A 15,134-nucleotide genomic window follows, 5' to 3' on the forward strand; every position below is an offset into this window, starting at 1 on the left:
CGTGTTTCACGCGAGAGGGGAACGCCCATGGCGACGCTGCGCGACGTCGCACGAGCGGCCGGGGTCTCCCCCGCGACCGCGTCCCGCGCCCTGGCGAACCCCTCGAGCGTGTCCCCCGACCGGCGCGAGCGCGTGCAGGCCGCCGCCGCCGAGCTCGGCTACCGGGCCGGGCGCGACGAGCCGACGGGCCAGCGCCGGCTCGGGCTCATCGTCCCCGACATGCAGAACCCGTTCTTCTCGGGGATCGCGAAGGGCGTCCAGCACCGCGCGCGCGCCGCCGGCCTGGTCGTCGTCGTCGCGGACGCCGACGAGGACCCGCGCCTCGAGACGGAGCTCGTGCACCGGATGACGTCCGAGGTGGACGGCATCGTGCTGTGCTCGCCGCGCATGCCGGACCAGGCGCTCGCGGCGCTCCCCCAGCACCCGCGGATCGTGCTGGTGAACCGCGAGTCCGAGCACCTGCGTTCCGTCGTGATCGACAACGAGGACGGCATCCGCCAGGCCGTCGCGCACCTGCACGCGCTGGGCCACCGCCGGATCGCCTACGCCGGCGGCCAGTGGGGCTCCTGGTCGGACCGCGAGCGGCGGCGCGGGCTCGAGCTCGCCGCCCACGCGACCGACGACGTCGAGCTGGTGCAGCTGGGCCACTTCCCGACCGTCTTCGCGGGCGGCGTCGCGGCCGCCGACCTCGTGGCCGCGAGCGGCGCGACGGCCGTGATCGCGCACAACGACCTCATCGCGCTCGGCATCCTCGACCGGCTCCGCGCCCGGGGCACCGACGTTCCCGGCCGCGTCTCGGTCGTCGGCTTCGACGACATCCCGGCCGCCACGCACGTCTCACCCACGCTCACGACCGTCGCCGTGCCGCTCCGCCTGCTCGGCCGGGCCGCCGTCGACCTGCTGCTGGACGAGGTCGACCACGGCGCGACCGGCACCGTGGACCTCGGCGAGGACCTCGACGAGGGCGAGCCCCGTACCCAGCGCATGTCCGTCTCGCTGGTCGTGCGCGCCTCCACCGGGCCGGTTCGCCCGGACGGCGCATGACCGCGACACCACCCACCACCACCCCAGGGGGACCCATGACCCACCGCCTCTCGAAGGCCACCCTCGCGTCCGTCGCCGGACGCCCCGACGTCCGGGGCCCGGCCGTGGACCCGGGTGCGGCCACCGTCGGCGTCGTGCACCTGGGCGTCGGCGCCTTCCACCGCGCGCACCAGGCCGTCTTCACCGAGGACGCGGCCGCCGCGGCCGGGGAGGACCGCTGGGGCATCTTCGGCGTGACGCCGCGCAGCCGCCGCGTCGCCGACCAGCTGGTACCCCAGGACGGCCTGTACTCGGTGCTCACCAAGGGCGCCGACTCGACGTCGATGCGGGTCATCGGCTCGATGCGCGACGTCGCCCACCTGGGCAGCCGCACGCCCGACGTCCTGGCCGCGATCGCTGCGCCGACGACGCACGTCGTCTCCTCGACCGTCTCGGAGAAGGGGTACCACCGCGCGCCCGACGGGCGCCTCGACCTCGGCGACGACGCCGTCGCGGCCGACCTCGCCACGCTGCGGGCCGAGCTCACCGGCGGCTGGTCCGACGACGCGGCGCACACACCCGTCGGCGCGATCGCGCGCGGGCTCGCGCGGCGGGCGGAGCACGGGACGCCGCTCAGCGTCCTGTGCTGCGACAACATGGTCGACAACGGGCACGTGCTGCGCGGCCTGGTGACGGACCTGCTCGAGGCGGCCGGCGCCGACGTCGTGCGGGCGTGGGCGCAGGACGCGGTGCGGTACCCGCTGACGATGGTCGACCGGATCACGCCCGCGACGACGGACGCCCACCGCGCCGAGGCGACGCGCCTGCTCGGCCTGCGCGACGAGGGCCTCGTGGTCGCCGAGCCGTTCAGCCAGTGGGTTATCGAGGACTCGTTCGCCGGGCCGCGACCGCGCTGGGAGCTCGCGGGGGCGATCCTCGCCCCCGACGTCCGGCCCTACGAGCGGGCCAAGCTCCGCATGCTCAACGGCACCCACTCGGCGGTGGCCTACCTCGGCGCGCTGCGCGGGCACCGGCTCATCGACGAGGCGCTCGGGGACCCCGAGGTGGCGGGCCTCGCGCGCCGGCTCCTGGACGAGGACGTCATGCCGACGCTCGAGCAGCCGCAGGGCGTGGACCTCGCGGAGTACCGGGACTCGATCCTGTCGCGCTTCGCGAACCCGTCGACCGGGTACACCACGCTCCAGGTCGCGGGCGACGGCTCGCAGAAGCTGCCCATGCGCATCCTCGGCACCGTGGCGGACCGGCTCGCCGCGGGCGTGGTCCCCGAGGCGGCCGTGCGCACGCTGGCGGCGTGGATGGTCTTCGTCGCGCGCGGCCGTGACGTCGCCGGCCGGGAGCTGCCGCTCGACGACCCGCTCGCCGACCAGCTGCGCGAGGCGGCGTCGGGCGACGACGCCGGCCTGGCCGACCGCATGCTCGCCCTGCGCGCGGTGTTCCCCGAGGCACTCGCCGAGGACGACCGCCTCCGCACGGCGCTGCGCACGGAGGTCGCGAGCGTCCAGCGCCTGCTGACCTGACCCGACACCGCTCGTCCCTCCGCCGCGGAGCCCCGTGCCCTCGGCGAAGCCCCTGCCCCGAGCGCGGAGCGTCGTGCCATCCGCGGAGCCCCGTGCCCACCAGCGGAGCGTCGTGCCATGAGCGCGGAGCGTCGTGCCATCCGCGGAGCCCCGTACCCACCAGCGGAGCGTCGTGCCATGAGCGCGGAGCGTTGTGCCCCGACACGCCGGCGGGTCGCGGCACGACGCTCCGCACTAGCTCGCGCCCGCCCGTCTCCTGCGCACCGAACCGCCCTCGAGCCGCTGAGGACGCCGGGGAGCCTGGGGCCACCGCGACGGCGCGGAACCACGCCCGTGGCGGAGCGCCGTGTCGAGTGCGGAGCGACGTGCCGTCCGGCGGAGCGTCGTGCCACGAGTGTGGAGCGTGGCGCCGGGACACGCCGGCGTGTCATGGCACGGCGCTCCACGCTCGGAGAGGGAAGAGCACCACCTCCACGCTCGGAGAGGGGAGAGCACCACCTCCACGCTCGGAGAGGGGAGAGCACGACTCCCGCGGTCGGGGGCTCGTCCAGCAGCGCCGGACGTTGCGCTGCTTGACCTCCGTGCGCCGTGCGCCCTACGGTTGGGAAAGCGCATTCCCCACACAGCCGACGGCGTCGTCGGGGCGGGGTGCGCGCCACGACTCCCGCCTCCGAGGCGGCACCGAACCACACACGGAGGCATCCCATGGCCAGCCCGGTCCTGCGCATCGCGATGAACGGCGTCACCGGTCGGATGGGGTACCGCCAGCACCTCGTGCGCTCGATCCTGCCCATCCGCGACGCGGGCGGCGTCGAGCTCGCCGACGGCACGCGCGTGCAGGTCGAGCCGATCCTCGTCGGCCGCAACGAGGCGAAGATCCGCGAGATCGCCGAGCAGCACGGCATCGAGCACTGGACGACCGACGCGGAGGCCGCGATCGCCGACCCCGGCATCGACATCTACTTCGACGCGCAGGTCACCTCCCGCCGCGCCGCCGCCCTGACCGCGGCGATGAAGGCCGGCAAGCACATCTACACCGAGAAGCCGACGGCGGAGACGCTCCAGGAGGCCGTCGAGCTCGCCCGGACGGCGCGCGAGGCGGGCATCACGGCCGGCGTCGTGCACGACAAGCTCTACCTGCCGGGCCTCGTGAAGCTGCGCCGCCTCGTCGACGAGGGCTTCTTCGGCCGCATCCTGTCGCTGCGCGGCGAGTTCGGGTACTGGGTCTTCGAGGGCGACGTCCAGCCGGCCCAGCGCCCGTCGTGGAACTACCGGGCCGAGGACGGCGGCGGCATGACCGTCGACATGTTCTGCCACTGGAACTACGTCCTCGAGGGCATCCTCGGCGACGTCAAGGCCGTCACGGCACGCACCGCCACGCACATCCCGACGCGCTGGGACGAGCAGGGCCGCGAGTACGCCGCCACCGCCGACGACGCCGCCTACGGCATCTTCGAGGTCGAGACGCCCGCCGGTGACCCCGTGGTCGCCCAGATCAACTCCTCGTGGGCCGTGCGCGTCTACCGCGACGAGCTGGTCGAGTTCCAGGTCGACGGCACGCACGGCTCGGCGGTCGCCGGGCTGCGCAAGTGCGTCGCCCAGCAGCGCGCCCACACGCCCAAGCCCGTGTGGAACCCGGACCTGCCCGTCACCGAGCCCTTCCGCGACCAGTGGCTCGAGGTCCCCGCCAACGGCGACCTCGACAACGGCTTCAAGCTCCAGTGGGAGGAGTTCCTGCGCGACGTCGTCGCCGGGCGCGAGCACCGCTACGGCCTGCTGTCCGCGGCACGCGGCGTGCAGCTCGCGGAGCTCGGCCTGCGCTCCTCGGCCGAGGGTCGCCGCCTCGAGATCCCGGCGATCGAGCTGTGACCAGCCCGGCGCACGCGGCCGACGGCGACCTCGCCCGCCTCTCGCTCAACACGGCCACGACCAAGGCGCTCACGCTCGCCGAGGCCGTCGACGCCGCGGTCCGCGCGGGCCTGCCCGCGGTGGGCCTGTGGCGCGACCGCGTGCAGGAGGCCGGTCTGGAGCGGGCCGCGCGCCTGGTGGCCGACGCCGGCCTGCGCGTCTCGTCGCTGTGCCGGGGCGGGTTCCTCACCGCGGCCGACGACGCCGGCATCGCGGCCGCGCTCGAGGACAACCGCCGCGCCGTCGTGGAGGCGGCGACCCTGGGCACGCGCGAGCTGGTCTTCGTCGTCGGCGGTCTCCCGGCGTCCCCGGGTGCCGGGCTGCCCGCCTCGCCCCACCCGGGCGGCGCGGCCGCGGACCCGGCCCGCGACGTCGCCGCCACGCGCCGGCGCGTCGCCGACCGCATCGCCGACCTGGTCCCGTTCGCCCAGGAGCACGGCGTGCGCCTCGTGCTCGAGGCGCTGCACCCGATGTTCGCCGCGGACCGCGCGGTGATCTCGACCCTCGGCCAGGCGCTCGACCTGGCGGAGCCCTTCCCCGCCGAGACGGTCGGCGTCGTCGTGGACACCTACCACGTGTGGTGGGACCCGGACCTCGAGCGCCAGATCGCCCGCGCCGGCGCGGAGGGCCGCATCGCCGGCTACCAGGTGTGCGACTTCCTGCTCCCCCTCGCCGACGACGCCCTGCTCTCGCGCGGGTACATGGGCGACGGCTTCGTCGACTTCGCCACGATCACGCGCTGGGTCGGGCAGGCCGGGTACACCGGCGACGTCGAGGTCGAGATCTTCAACCAGGCGATCTGGGACCAGCCCGGGGACGACGTCGTCGCGACGGTCGCCGAGCGGTACCGGCGCCACGTCCTGCCGTTCCTCTGACAGCGCGCTGACCTGCGGCGTCACGCCGCATGCCGAGGGCACCCGTGTGTACGTCGAGCCGCAGACCTCGGCCGTGCGGCCGACCGGCGTCGCTCAGCCCGCGAGCGCCGCGCGCAGGAAGGCGATGTCCTCGGCCTGACGCTCCGCCGGCGTCTCGACGACGGCGTCGCAGCCGGCCTCCCGCACGACGTGCGCGATGAGCTCGGCGGGGATGGTCCCCGTCGCGAAGTTGGCGTGGCGGTCGCGGCTGGAGCCGAACTCGTCGCGCGAGCTGTTGGCGTGCACGAGGTCGATGCGCCCGGTGATGGCCTTGACCCGGTCGACGATGGTCTCGAGGTCTTCCCCGGCCGCCCACGCGTGGCAGGTGTCGAGGCAGAAGCCGACGTCGTACCCGCCGATCGCGTCCCACAACATGGCGATGCGGTCGAGCGTGCGCGCGCACGCGTTCTCGCCGCCGGCGGTGTTCTCCACCAGGACGAGCACCGGGAAGGTCGCCCGCTCGAAGGTCTTGCGCCAGTTGTCGACGCCGACGGCGATGTCGTCGCCGTCGCCCACGTGACCGCCGTGGACGATCAGGCCCTTGCCCCCGAGCGCGGCCGCCGCCGCGGCGTGCTCGGCGATCATCTTGCGGCTCGGGATCCGGATCTTGTTGTTCGTCGACGCGACGTTGACCAGGTACGGCGCGTGCGCGTAGACGCCCAGGCCGGACCCGACGACGTCGGCCGCGTCCTCGCGCGGGACGGGCTTCTTCCACCCCTGCGGGTCCGCGAGGAAGAACTGGACCGCCTCCGCGCCCACCTCGGCCGCGGCCGCGACCGGGTCCCCGTCCCGCACGTGCGCTCCGATCAGTGCCATGCCGCCAGGCTAGACGAGCCCACCCGCCGCCCCCACCCCCGGGTGGTCGAGGCCTCGGGGACGACCGGCCGGACGGCAGGTCGGACGGGAGGTCAGACGGCGGCGGCCGCCGCGGCGCCGGCGCGGACGAGGTCCGGCAGGGCCGCGACCAGCGACTCCGGAGTCGGCACCGGCGCGTCCGGGTCGTCCTCGAGGTGGCCCAGCACGATGCCGGCCAGCGCGAGCACGGGGACCGACCAGTCGGCCGTGCGCGTCGAGCCGTAGGGAGCCAGCGCCCGGGTGTCGTGGATGAGCGCCGGGTCGGCCAGCCCTGCGACGACGAACCCGTTGGTCGCCGCACTGATGGTGCGCGCGACGACGTCGTACCCCTCGTCACCCGCGAGCGGCGGCACCAGGCGACGGGCGAACAGGTGCGCGGCCCCCGCGATGATGGCCCGGCCCCGTGCCACGGCGCGGCGCTCGCTGCGCACGAGCGCCTCCGCAAGCGCCGTCCGCAGCTCCTCCGAGGGCACCCCGAGGAAGGCCGCCCGCAGCGCGAGGTACGTCTGGAACTGCGGGGACGCGAAGGTCGCGCCGACGTCGGCGGCGAAGGCCAGGCGCAGCAGCTCGACGAAGAGGTCGTGCCGGCCGGCCGCCGTCGTCAGGTCGGACCACCCCGGGCTCAGGAGCGGCGCCGCCTCGGCCTGCACCTGTTCGCCGATGTGGGGCAGCTCGCTCCCGCGTGCGAGCTGGAGCAGGACGTCGTCGAGGAACGCCTCACGGCTCGGCCAGCGCCGGTAGGCCGACGTGCGCGAGACGTCCGCCGCGCGGATGACCTCCTCGAAGCGCAGCCCGTCGAGGCCGACGGTGATGCCCTGGTCGGCGAGCACGTCGAGTGCGGCGGCGAGCACGCGCTGCTCGGTCTCGGCGTCGCTCATGCGGGGTCGCCGAGCTCGGGTGGGACGTTGACGCGGTGCAGCCACGGTTCTACCTTTGGGACATGGGATACCAAGTGTCAACGCAACGCGGGCGATCGTGATGCCCGCCCACGTCGTCATCGGTCATGCGGCCGCCATCGTCGCACCTCTCGCCGCGCTGCTGGCGCTCGTCTACGCGCTGGTCCCGGCCGCCCGTCACCGCACCCGCATCGCGCTCGTCGTCGTCGCGGCCGTGGCGCTCGCCCTGTGCGCGTGGGCCGGCGACGCGGGCGGCGACCTGCTGGACCGGCTCACGGCGACCGCGCCGCAGCCGCTGCCGGCCGAGGTCCAGGAGCACGCCAAGGGCTCGGACGCCCTGACGGTCTCGGCGTTCCTCATGCTGACCGTCGCTGCCTGGAGCGTGTGGCGACCGCTCCGCCCCGGGCGACCCGGCGCCCGGTCGGCGCGCGTCGCGCGGGTGCTTCTCGTCCTGAGCGCCGCGGCAGTCCTCCTGACCACCGTCACGGTGCTCGTCGCCGCGATGGCCGCGGTGTGGGCGACGCAGCCCGGGTGGCAGTGATGCGCGGCATCCTGCCGGGGGACGTGACCCGGTGGATGTACCGGAGCGGGCGGCCGAACTGGCTCGCGCGGCCCATGAACACGCTGGCCGCGTGGCAGTACCGGCACGGCGTCCTCACGTTCGGCGGCCGCGGCGTCACCCTCGACGTCCGCGGGCGCACGTCGGGACGCGTCGTGTCGCTGCCGCTGGTGCTCGTCCGGCACGAGGGCGAGCGGTACCTCGTCTCGATGCTCGGACCCGACGTCCAGTGGCTGCGCAACGTGCGCGCCGACGGCGGCCGGGCCGTCCTGCACGCGCCGCGTCCCGAGCCCGTGCTGCTCACCGAGGTCCCGGCCGAGGACCGTGCCCCGATCCTGCGTCGCTACGTCGAGCTGGCTCCCGGCGGCCGCCCGCACATCCCCGTGCCGGTGGGCGCCCCGGTCGAGCACTTCGCCGCCGTCGCCGAGCGCCACCCCGTCCTGCGCGTCGACCGCCGACAGGCACCCTGACCTTGCCGACATCCGGCGCGAGGTGGCCGCTCGGGGTGCCCGCAGCACCCGAGCGGCCGTGACCCGTCGCCGCTGCGCCTCGCAATGCGCGGAGCGTGGTGCTCGTGGGGCGGTCGGGTCAGAGGAGGCCGGGCGCCAGGGTGGGGAGGAGGCCGGCGAAGCGCTCGCCGATGTGGCGCTGGCCTGCGGCGTCGGGGTGCAGGCGGTCCGGCAGCGGCATCGCGTCGCTCTCGGCCGGGCCGAACAGCTCACGCCCGTCGAGATACGTCAGGTTCGGGTCCTCGGCGGCGCGCCGCCGCACCACCGCCGCGAGCACCTCACGGATCACGCGCAGGCTCAGCTTGCCCTCGGTGAGCTCCTCGGGCCGGCCCGTCGTGCGGAACACCGGCGCGCTCGCGGGCGAGGCCGGGTCGATCGACGTCGGGCCCGGGCGGTCCTCGACGATCGGGCACAGGATCGGCGAGATGACGACCACCGGCGTCGTCGGGTGCCCCTCGCGGATCGTGTCCAGGAACCCCTCGACGGCCGGGACGAAGGCGCGGCGGCGCATCACGTCGTGGTTGACCACGTTGATGCCCAGCTTGAGCGTGATCAGGTCGGCGGGCTGGTCCCGGATCGCACGCGCGACGAACGGGTCGAGCACCGCGTTGCCGGAGAACCCGAGGTTGACCAGGTCCAGGCCGAGCGCGCGTGCGGCGACGGCGACCCAGGTGCCCGTCGGGCGGTCCGCCGACGCGCCGTGGCTGATCGAGCTGCCGTGGTGGACCCAGCGGGGACCGGGCGCCGGGCGGGGCGGCGCGACGTCGCCGTCGGCCCGGAGCGCGACGAGCGTCACCACCTCCCCGAACGCGGGCCACACCTCGACCTCCGAGGCGCCGGGCGGGAGCTCGAACGCGAGCGTCACGACGGGCGCCGGGGTCCACGTCGCCCGGCGCGTGGCGTAGTCCATCTCGACCAGCCCGTGGCCCCCGCCCGGCACCACCGTGGCGACGACGTCGCCGTCGGCCACGGCCTCCCACGGCTGCGCCGGCGGGACCACGCCGGGCTCGCCGGACGGGCGGTTGACCGAGAGCGTGCGCCGCAGCCGGACGTCGAGCTCGAGCCGTCGCGCCGTGGTGCGCAGCGCCAGGCGCGCGCCCGACGGCTGCTCCTGGGTCATGCGCAGGAAGTCGTCCGGGAGCTGGGCCCGCGCGGCGGCGGGCAGGCGGTGCAGCCGCAGCCCCTCGGCCGTCGGCTCCACCTCCGCGACGCCCCGGATCTCGACCGGTCCGCCGACGAGCGGCACGTCGCGCAGTCCCATGGTCAGGAGTAGATCAGTGGACGTTGCCGTGCTCGCGGAACTCGCGCCAGACGTTCTCGAAGAAGTCGTCGTCCTCGGGCACGGGCCGGCGCGGGCGCCACCGCAGCGTCGTCGTGCCCTCCTCGCCCGCGCCGCCGTCGGGCGACCACGCCGCCTCCTGCACCTCGCCGTCGAGCACACCGCCGTCGAGCCGGAACCGGAAGATCTCCGGCAGGTCGAGCTCGGCGTCGGCGTCGGGCCCGTGGCCGCGCCGCGGCAGGGACCCCTCGGGGTCGGTGTAGAGGACCGACCCGCGCGAGCGCCCGCCGTGCTCGACGTAGTCGACCATCGCGTGCAGGTAGACGTAGGCCGTCGTGAGGATGTCGCGGACCAGGAAGGTGCGGTTGACCGCGCGGCGCGAGCCGCCGTCCGCGACGACGACGTCGGAGTACGCCGCGAGCCACGCCGTGACCTGCGCGAGCGCCTCGCGGACCGAGTCCGGCGAGCGCACCGGCCCGGCCTTCGCGCTCATGAGCACGCCGACGTCGCGCAGCAGGTCACCCGTGTTGTCCGGCGCGCCCGACGCCGCCCGCGCCGTGGCCCGCGCGACCAGGTCGTGCGCGCCCGCGACGGCGGCCGCGGCGGCGGCGTCGAAGGCCTCGCCCGGCGGGACCGTCGAGGGGCCGCGGTGCGCGGCGATGAACTGCGCCGCCCGCGTCGCACCCACCTGGCCGCTGTTGAGCGCGGCGCCGCCCGGCCGGTAGACGCCGTGCGCGCCGCCCGCCTCGCCGACGGGGAAGAACCCCGTGACGTTCGACTGCCACCACGCGTCGACGAGCAGCCCGCCGTTGTTGTGCTGCGCGCACACGTCGACCTCGAGCATCTCCTGCTCCAGGTCCACGTACGGGTTCTTGCCCAGGTAGAACTGGTACGCGGGCTCGTTCATGCGCCGCAGCCGCTCGATCGGCGTCCCGAACAGGACGCCCGCGCGCTCCAGGTAGGCGTAGGCCTCGGGCGACAGGGCGCTGGGGTCGAACTCGTCGCGGACCGGGTTGCGCCGGAAGTCGAGGAACACGCGCCGCCCGCGCAGCACCGTCTCGCGGTAGACGAGCAGGTCGATCAGCGAGGACCCGTCGACCGCCTTGCGGATGTCGAACGGCCACTGGTAGCCCTTGAGGAAGACCAGCGACATGAGGCGGCCGTAGTCGGGGATCGCCTCGGTGAGGAACTCGCGCTCGTCGCCGCCGTCGGCGTCCGTCGAGACGAAGCGCGGCACCACCTGCATGTACGTGCCGGACACGTTCCAGCGCGGCTTGGTCGAGGCGAGCCCGAACTGCCACTCGGTGAGGTTCTTGCCGTGCACGCCCGCGCGGTACGCCGCCCCGGACGCGCCCCACTGTCCGTTGGGGAAGACGCGCGTCGCGTACATGCCCGCGGGGCCGCCCGTGGCGTAGACGAGGTTGGCGCAGCGGAACAGCAGGAAGGGCGAGGCCGTCGGGTCGTCCGGGTCGACGTGCACGTCCGTGCGCAGCACGAGCAGGCCGGCGACCTCGCGCCCGCCGTCCGCGCCGGGGCGCGTGAGCACCTCGACCACGCGGCACTCGTCGAAGATGCGCGTCCCGTTGCGGTGCACCTTCTTCTCGAGCTGCTCGACCATCGAGCGGGACGTGTACGGGCCGACCGACGTCGCACGCCGGCGCGGGTCGTGGTCGGTCTTGTAGCCGATGAACTCGCCGTACCGGTTCTGCGGGAAGGGGACACCGAGGTCGCACAACCGCAGGAACCCGCGGGCCGACAGCGCGGCCTCCGCGAGCGCGTTGTCGCCGTCCATCGCGCCGCCCGCGTAGAGCGTCTGCGCCATCTCCCGCACGGAGTCGCCGTCGCCGCCCGAGAGCGTGAGCTTGTAGTAGGTCTGCTTGTCCGAGCCCGCGTTGCGGCTCGAGCCCGCGTTGACCTTGTCCGCGACCATGACGACGTCGTCGTGCCCCAGCTCCCAGAGGCGGTCGGCCGCGCAGAACCCGGCGGAACCCGTCCCCACGACGACGGTCGTGGCGGTGACGACGGGGACGTCGCGTCCGGCGATCCGCAGCGTCTCGGGCTCGTGGGTGGGCGCAGGCTCGTGCGTCATGTCGACCTCCAGGTCGCAGGTCGGTCAGAGACGGGGGATGTGCATGCCGCCGTCGACGTGGAAGACCTCGCCCGTCGAGTACGGCGTGCGGCCGGACGCGAGCATCGCGACGGCCTGGCCGACGTCGGCCGGACGGCCCCAGCGGGCCATCGGGGCGAGGCCGCCGTCGAAGAGGGCGTCGTAACGCTCGGTGACGCCCGCGGTCATGTCGGTCGCGATCACGCCGGGGCGCACCTCGTGGACGACGACGCCCTCGGGCGCCAGGCGCGCGGCCCACAGCTGGGTGGCCATCGCGACGCCGGCCTTGGAGATGCAGTACTCGCCGCGGTTGGTCGAGACGGTGGTGGCGGAGACCGAGGAGACGTTCACGACGGTCGCGACGGGACCGGCGGGCGGCTCGGGCAGCGCCTCGAGCGGACCGCGGAGCGCGATGACGCGGTTCGCGAACGTCTGGGTGAGGAAGTACGGGCCGCGCAGGTTGATGCCCAGCACGCGGTCGAAGCTCTCGGGGGTGGCGTCCAGGAGGTCCGCGCGCACCTCGGGCGCGACGCCCGCGTTGTTGACCAGCAGGTCGAGGCGGCCCCAGGCGTCGACGGCGTCGTCGACGTAGCGCGCGTGGTCCTCGGGGTCCGCGACCGAGCCGCGCACGTAGCGGATCCGGTCGACGTCGCCCGCCTCGTCGCGGAGCTCGGCGAGCAGGTCGGCGGGCTCCTCACGCGTCGCGAGGATGGAGACGCGCCACCCCTCCGCGAGCAGGGCGCGGGTGATCCCCAGCCCGATGCCACGGTTCCCGCCGGTCACCAGTGCCACGCGCGGCATCGTCGCCCTCTCGTCGTCCCACGGCCCGCCCGACGACGACCCGCCCGCCGATCCTGCCAGGTCCCGCGGGGGTTCGGCAAGCGCTTTCCCGGTCCCTGCCGCACCGGCGACTCACCGCCCCCAGCGCTCCGTCCGCGGGTTTTGGCACGGATGCGGGCGCGCGGACACCCGGATGCGTGCCAAAACCGCGCGGCTCGCCGGCCGGCGAGCGGCTCGCTGGCCGGCGGGCGGGGTGGGCGTGGCTGGCATAGCGTCGGGGTCGGCGGGCAGGCGCCCCGGCCGCTACCGAGGAGGACACCGTGACCGAGAACTTCGACGCCGTGCCGGACGGTCCGCACCCCCACGGCACGGGCATCCGCGAGGACGGCCCGACGCTGTCCGGCCTGCCCGACGACGCCCCGGACGAGCTGCGCGCCACGCTCTCGGGCGGCGACCCGGACCACCTGCCCACCGAGGACGCACCCGGGCGCTGACACCCCCGGGGGGCGGGCCGAGCACGCGGCCGAGGACGGGGCCGCACCGCCGGCCTGAGCCGCCACGCAGGGCCGGACGCCGACGGCCGGTGGACCGCCGGGGCGGCGTCGGTGGCGGAACGTAGGGTGGTGGCGTGCCCACGTCCCCCGAGCAGTCGCCGTCGGCGCCCGACCTGGCATGGGACGTCTCGTACGACGACGAGCCGCCCTACGACCCGGAGTACGACGCCGCGCCCCCGCCCGATGCGTCCCCGCCGCCCCCGTCCCGGGCACGGCCGGCGCCCGCGGCGACGGCGCCGGTAGCGCGCGCAGCAACCGCACCGGCGCGCCCGCGCGCCGCGGAGCGCGTCGGCCCGGCGCCCACGCCCCTCGAGGTCCTGCGGGAGGTCTGGGGCTACGACAGCTTCCGCGGCGAGCAGGCCGCGATCATCGACACCGTCGTGGCGGGCGGCGACGCCCTCGTCCTCATGCCCACCGGCTCGGGCAAGTCGCTCTGCTACCAGGTGCCAGCGCTCGTCCGCCCGGGCACGGGCGTCGTCGTCTCCCCGCTCATCGCCCTCATGCAGGACCAGGTCGACGCGCTGTCGGCGGCCGGCGTGCGCGCGGGCTTCCTCAACTCGACGCAGGACCCGACGCAGCGCCGCGAGGTCGAGCGCGCGTACGTCGAGGGCGACCTGGACCTGCTCTACCTCGCACCCGAGCGCCTGCGCGTGCCGTCGACGCTCGAGCTCCTCGACCGAGGCGAGATCGCGCTGTTCGCGATCGACGAGGCGCACTGCGTGTCCCAGTGGGGGCACGACTTCCGTCCCGACTACCTGCAGCTGTCGGTGCTGCACGAGCGCTGGCCGGCGGTCCCGCGGATCGCGCTCACCGCCACGGCGACGGAGACGACGCACCGCGAGATCGCGGAGCGCCTCGACCTGCGCGAGGAGTCCGGCGCCAAGCACTTCGTCGCGAGCTTCGACCGGCCCAACATCCAGTACCGCATCGTGCCCAAGGCGAGCCCGCGTCAGCAGCTGCTCGACCTGCTGCGCACGGAGCACGCGGGCGACGCCGGCATCGTCTACTGCCTGAGCCGCGCGTCGGTCGAGCAGACGGCCGAGTTCCTCAGCGCGCAGGGCATCACGGCCCTGCCGTACCACGCGGGCCTGGACCGGCGCGTGCGTGCCGCCAACCAGTCGCGGTTCCTGCGCGAGGACGGCCTGGTCATGGTCGCGACCATCGCGTTCGGCATGGGCATCGACAAGCCGGACGTGCGCTTCGTGGCCCACCTGGATCTGCCCAAGTCCGTCGAGGGCTACTACCAGGAGACCGGGCGCGCGGGCCGCGATGGCCTCCCGTCGACCGCCTGGCTCGCCTACGGCCTGCAGGACGTCGTCCAGCAGCGCCGGATGATCGACCAGTCCGAGGGCGACGCCGCCCACCGCCGCCGGCTGTCCGCGCACCTGGACGCCATGCTCGCGCTCTGCGAGACCGCGGGCTGCCGCCGCGTGCAGCTGCTCGCGTACTTCGGCCAGGCCTCCGAGCCGTGCGGCAACTGCGACACGTGCCTCTCGCCGCCCGACACGTGGGACGGCACCGTCGCCACGCAGAAGCTCCTGTCCACCGTGGTCCGCCTCGACCAGCGCGGCCAGCGCTACGGCGCGGGCCACCTCGTGGACATCCTGCTCGGCCGCGAGACGCCGCGCGTGCAGCAGCTCGGCCACGCGTCGCTGAGCGTGTTCGGCGTCGGCGCGGACCTGTCCGAGCCGGAGTGGCGCGGCGTCGTGCGGCAGGTCCTCGCGCAGGGCCTGCTCGGGGTCGACGGTGACGGCTACGGGACGCTGCGCCTGACCGACGCCGGCGCCGAGGTGCTCCGCGGCACGCGCACGGTCGCGCTCCGGCACGAGGCCGCGCGGCCCGCGCGCGTGCGCTCGTCGCGCCGCGCCCCGACGGCGGCAGCGCCCGAGCTCACGTCCGAGGCGACCGACGTCTTCGAGCAGCTGCGCGCCTGGCGCGCCGCGACGGCGAAGGAGCAGGGCGTGCCCGCGTACGTCGTCTTCCACGACGCGACGCTGCGCGAGATCGCGACCCGCCTGCCGAGCACGCTCGAGGAGCTCGGCTCGGTCAGCGGCGTCGGGGCGGCCAAGCTGGAGCGGTACGGCCGGACGCTGCTCGCGGCGCTCGGCGGCGACGGCTCGGCAGGCGACGGGGACGGCACCCCCGGGGCCGACGAGCCGGACGCGCCGCCCGCGCGGGGGGCCGAGCCGGCCGGCACCGCGTGACGGCGCGC

The 15,134-nt window shown here is 75.2% G+C and carries 13 protein-coding genes; 8 read left to right on the forward strand and 5 right to left on the reverse strand.

Features of this window, described 5'->3' with window-relative positions:
• The first annotated feature begins 27 nt into the window (after positions 1 to 27).
• The 4 genes from H2O74_RS14415 (at position 28) to H2O74_RS14430 (ending at position 5,344) form a co-directional block, all read left to right on the forward strand.
• The gene (locus H2O74_RS14415) at positions 28 to 1,044 is read left to right on the forward strand and encodes a LacI family DNA-binding transcriptional regulator (RefSeq protein ID WP_182112207.1); all 1,017 of its coding nucleotides are present in this window, start codon (positions 28 to 30) and stop codon (positions 1,042 to 1,044) included.
• A gap of 35 nt (positions 1,045 to 1,079) precedes the next feature.
• Positions 1,080 to 2,561, forward strand: a complete 1,482-nt coding sequence (locus H2O74_RS14420) for a mannitol dehydrogenase family protein (protein ID WP_182112208.1) — start codon at positions 1,080 to 1,082, stop codon at positions 2,559 to 2,561.
• Between the two features lie 705 nt (positions 2,562 to 3,266).
• Positions 3,267 to 4,430, forward strand: coding sequence for a Gfo/Idh/MocA family protein (locus H2O74_RS14425; RefSeq protein WP_182112209.1), 1,164 nt, complete (start codon positions 3,267 to 3,269; stop codon positions 4,428 to 4,430).
• Positions 4,427 to 5,344, forward strand: coding sequence for a sugar phosphate isomerase/epimerase (locus H2O74_RS14430; protein WP_182112210.1), 918 nt, complete (start codon positions 4,427 to 4,429; stop codon positions 5,342 to 5,344). Before H2O74_RS14425 ends, H2O74_RS14430 begins: the two co-directional genes overlap by 4 nt.
• Positions 5,345 to 5,437: 93 nt before the next feature.
• On the opposite strand, the gene H2O74_RS14435 is transcribed toward H2O74_RS14430, so the two are convergent.
• Positions 5,438 to 6,199, reverse strand: coding sequence for a deoxyribonuclease IV (locus H2O74_RS14435; protein ID WP_182112211.1), 762 nt, complete (start codon positions 6,197 to 6,199; stop codon positions 5,438 to 5,440).
• Positions 6,200 to 6,291: 92 nt separating this feature from the next.
• Complete coding sequence (locus tag H2O74_RS14440) at positions 6,292 to 7,116, reverse strand: TetR/AcrR family transcriptional regulator (protein ID WP_182112212.1); 825 nt, start codon at positions 7,114 to 7,116, stop codon at positions 6,292 to 6,294.
• Between the two features lie 100 nt (positions 7,117 to 7,216).
• Between H2O74_RS14440 and H2O74_RS14445 the strand changes: the two genes are divergently transcribed.
• Positions 7,217 to 7,675: a hypothetical protein gene (locus H2O74_RS14445; protein ID WP_182112213.1), complete on the forward strand. Its 459-nt coding sequence runs from the start codon at positions 7,217 to 7,219 to the stop codon at positions 7,673 to 7,675.
• On the forward strand, positions 7,675 to 8,163 hold the full coding sequence (locus H2O74_RS14450) for a nitroreductase/quinone reductase family protein (protein ID WP_255491909.1): 489 nt from the start codon (positions 7,675 to 7,677) through the stop codon (positions 8,161 to 8,163). The genes H2O74_RS14445 and H2O74_RS14450 overlap by 1 nt, the downstream gene beginning before the upstream one ends.
• A gap of 118 nt (positions 8,164 to 8,281) precedes the next feature.
• On the opposite strand, the gene H2O74_RS14455 is transcribed toward H2O74_RS14450, so the two are convergent.
• The 3 genes from H2O74_RS14455 to H2O74_RS14465 are packed head-to-tail and all read right to left on the reverse strand — an operon-like array spanning position 8,282 to position 12,389.
• Positions 8,282 to 9,463 carry a GDSL-type esterase/lipase family protein gene (locus H2O74_RS14455; protein WP_182112214.1) on the reverse strand — a complete coding sequence of 394 codons (1,182 nt, stop codon included), beginning with the start codon at positions 9,461 to 9,463 and terminating at the stop codon, positions 8,282 to 8,284.
• Positions 9,464 to 9,476: 13 nt separating this feature from the next.
• The gene (locus tag H2O74_RS14460; RefSeq protein WP_182112215.1) at positions 9,477 to 11,570 is read right to left on the reverse strand and encodes an FAD-binding protein; all 2,094 of its coding nucleotides are present in this window, start codon (positions 11,568 to 11,570) and stop codon (positions 9,477 to 9,479) included.
• A 24-nt stretch (positions 11,571 to 11,594) separates the two neighbouring features.
• On the reverse strand, positions 11,595 to 12,389 hold the full coding sequence (locus H2O74_RS14465; protein ID WP_182112216.1) for a 3-ketoacyl-ACP reductase: 795 nt from the start codon (positions 12,387 to 12,389) through the stop codon (positions 11,595 to 11,597).
• 299 nt (positions 12,390 to 12,688) lie between these two features.
• Here H2O74_RS14465 and H2O74_RS14470 point away from each other — a divergent pair, with 299 nt between their 5' ends.
• Positions 12,689 to 12,862, forward strand: a complete 174-nt coding sequence (locus H2O74_RS14470) for a hypothetical protein (protein WP_182112217.1) — start codon at positions 12,689 to 12,691, stop codon at positions 12,860 to 12,862.
• A 134-nt stretch (positions 12,863 to 12,996) separates the two neighbouring features.
• A complete protein-coding gene (gene recQ, locus H2O74_RS14475) occupies positions 12,997 to 15,126 on the forward strand; it encodes a DNA helicase RecQ (RefSeq protein ID WP_255491655.1) in 2,130 nt (709 codons plus the stop codon).
• Positions 15,127 to 15,134: the final 8 nt, after the last annotated feature.

Source organism: Actinotalea sp. JY-7876 (genome assembly GCF_014042015.1).
Classification (GTDB): Bacteria; Actinomycetota; Actinomycetes; order Actinomycetales; family Cellulomonadaceae; genus Actinotalea.

What these genes read in the sequence shown, in the direction of transcription:
- H2O74_RS14455 (WP_182112214.1), bottom strand. Translation starts at nt 9,463, where the DNA reads ATGGGACTGCGCGACGTGCCGCTCGTCGGCGGACCGGTCGAGATCCGG.
- H2O74_RS14450 (WP_255491909.1), top strand. Translation starts at nt 7,675, where the DNA reads ATGCGCGGCATCCTGCCGGGGGACGTGACCCGGTGGATGTACCGGAGC.
- H2O74_RS14465 (WP_182112216.1), bottom strand. Translation starts at nt 12,389, where the DNA reads ATGCCGCGCGTGGCACTGGTGACCGGCGGGAACCGTGGCATCGGGCTG.
- H2O74_RS14440 (WP_182112212.1), bottom strand. Translation starts at nt 7,116, where the DNA reads ATGAGCGACGCCGAGACCGAGCAGCGCGTGCTCGCCGCCGCACTCGAC.
- H2O74_RS14425 (WP_182112209.1), top strand. Translation starts at nt 3,267, where the DNA reads ATGGCCAGCCCGGTCCTGCGCATCGCGATGAACGGCGTCACCGGTCGG.
- H2O74_RS14445 (WP_182112213.1), top strand. Translation starts at nt 7,217, where the DNA reads ATGCCCGCCCACGTCGTCATCGGTCATGCGGCCGCCATCGTCGCACCT.
- H2O74_RS14460 (WP_182112215.1), bottom strand. Translation starts at nt 11,570, where the DNA reads ATGACGCACGAGCCTGCGCCCACCCACGAGCCCGAGACGCTGCGGATC.
- H2O74_RS14435 (WP_182112211.1), bottom strand. Translation starts at nt 6,199, where the DNA reads ATGGCACTGATCGGAGCGCACGTGCGGGACGGGGACCCGGTCGCGGCC.
- H2O74_RS14415 (WP_182112207.1), top strand. Translation starts at nt 28, where the DNA reads ATGGCGACGCTGCGCGACGTCGCACGAGCGGCCGGGGTCTCCCCCGCG.
- H2O74_RS14420 (WP_182112208.1), top strand. Translation starts at nt 1,080, where the DNA reads ATGACCCACCGCCTCTCGAAGGCCACCCTCGCGTCCGTCGCCGGACGC.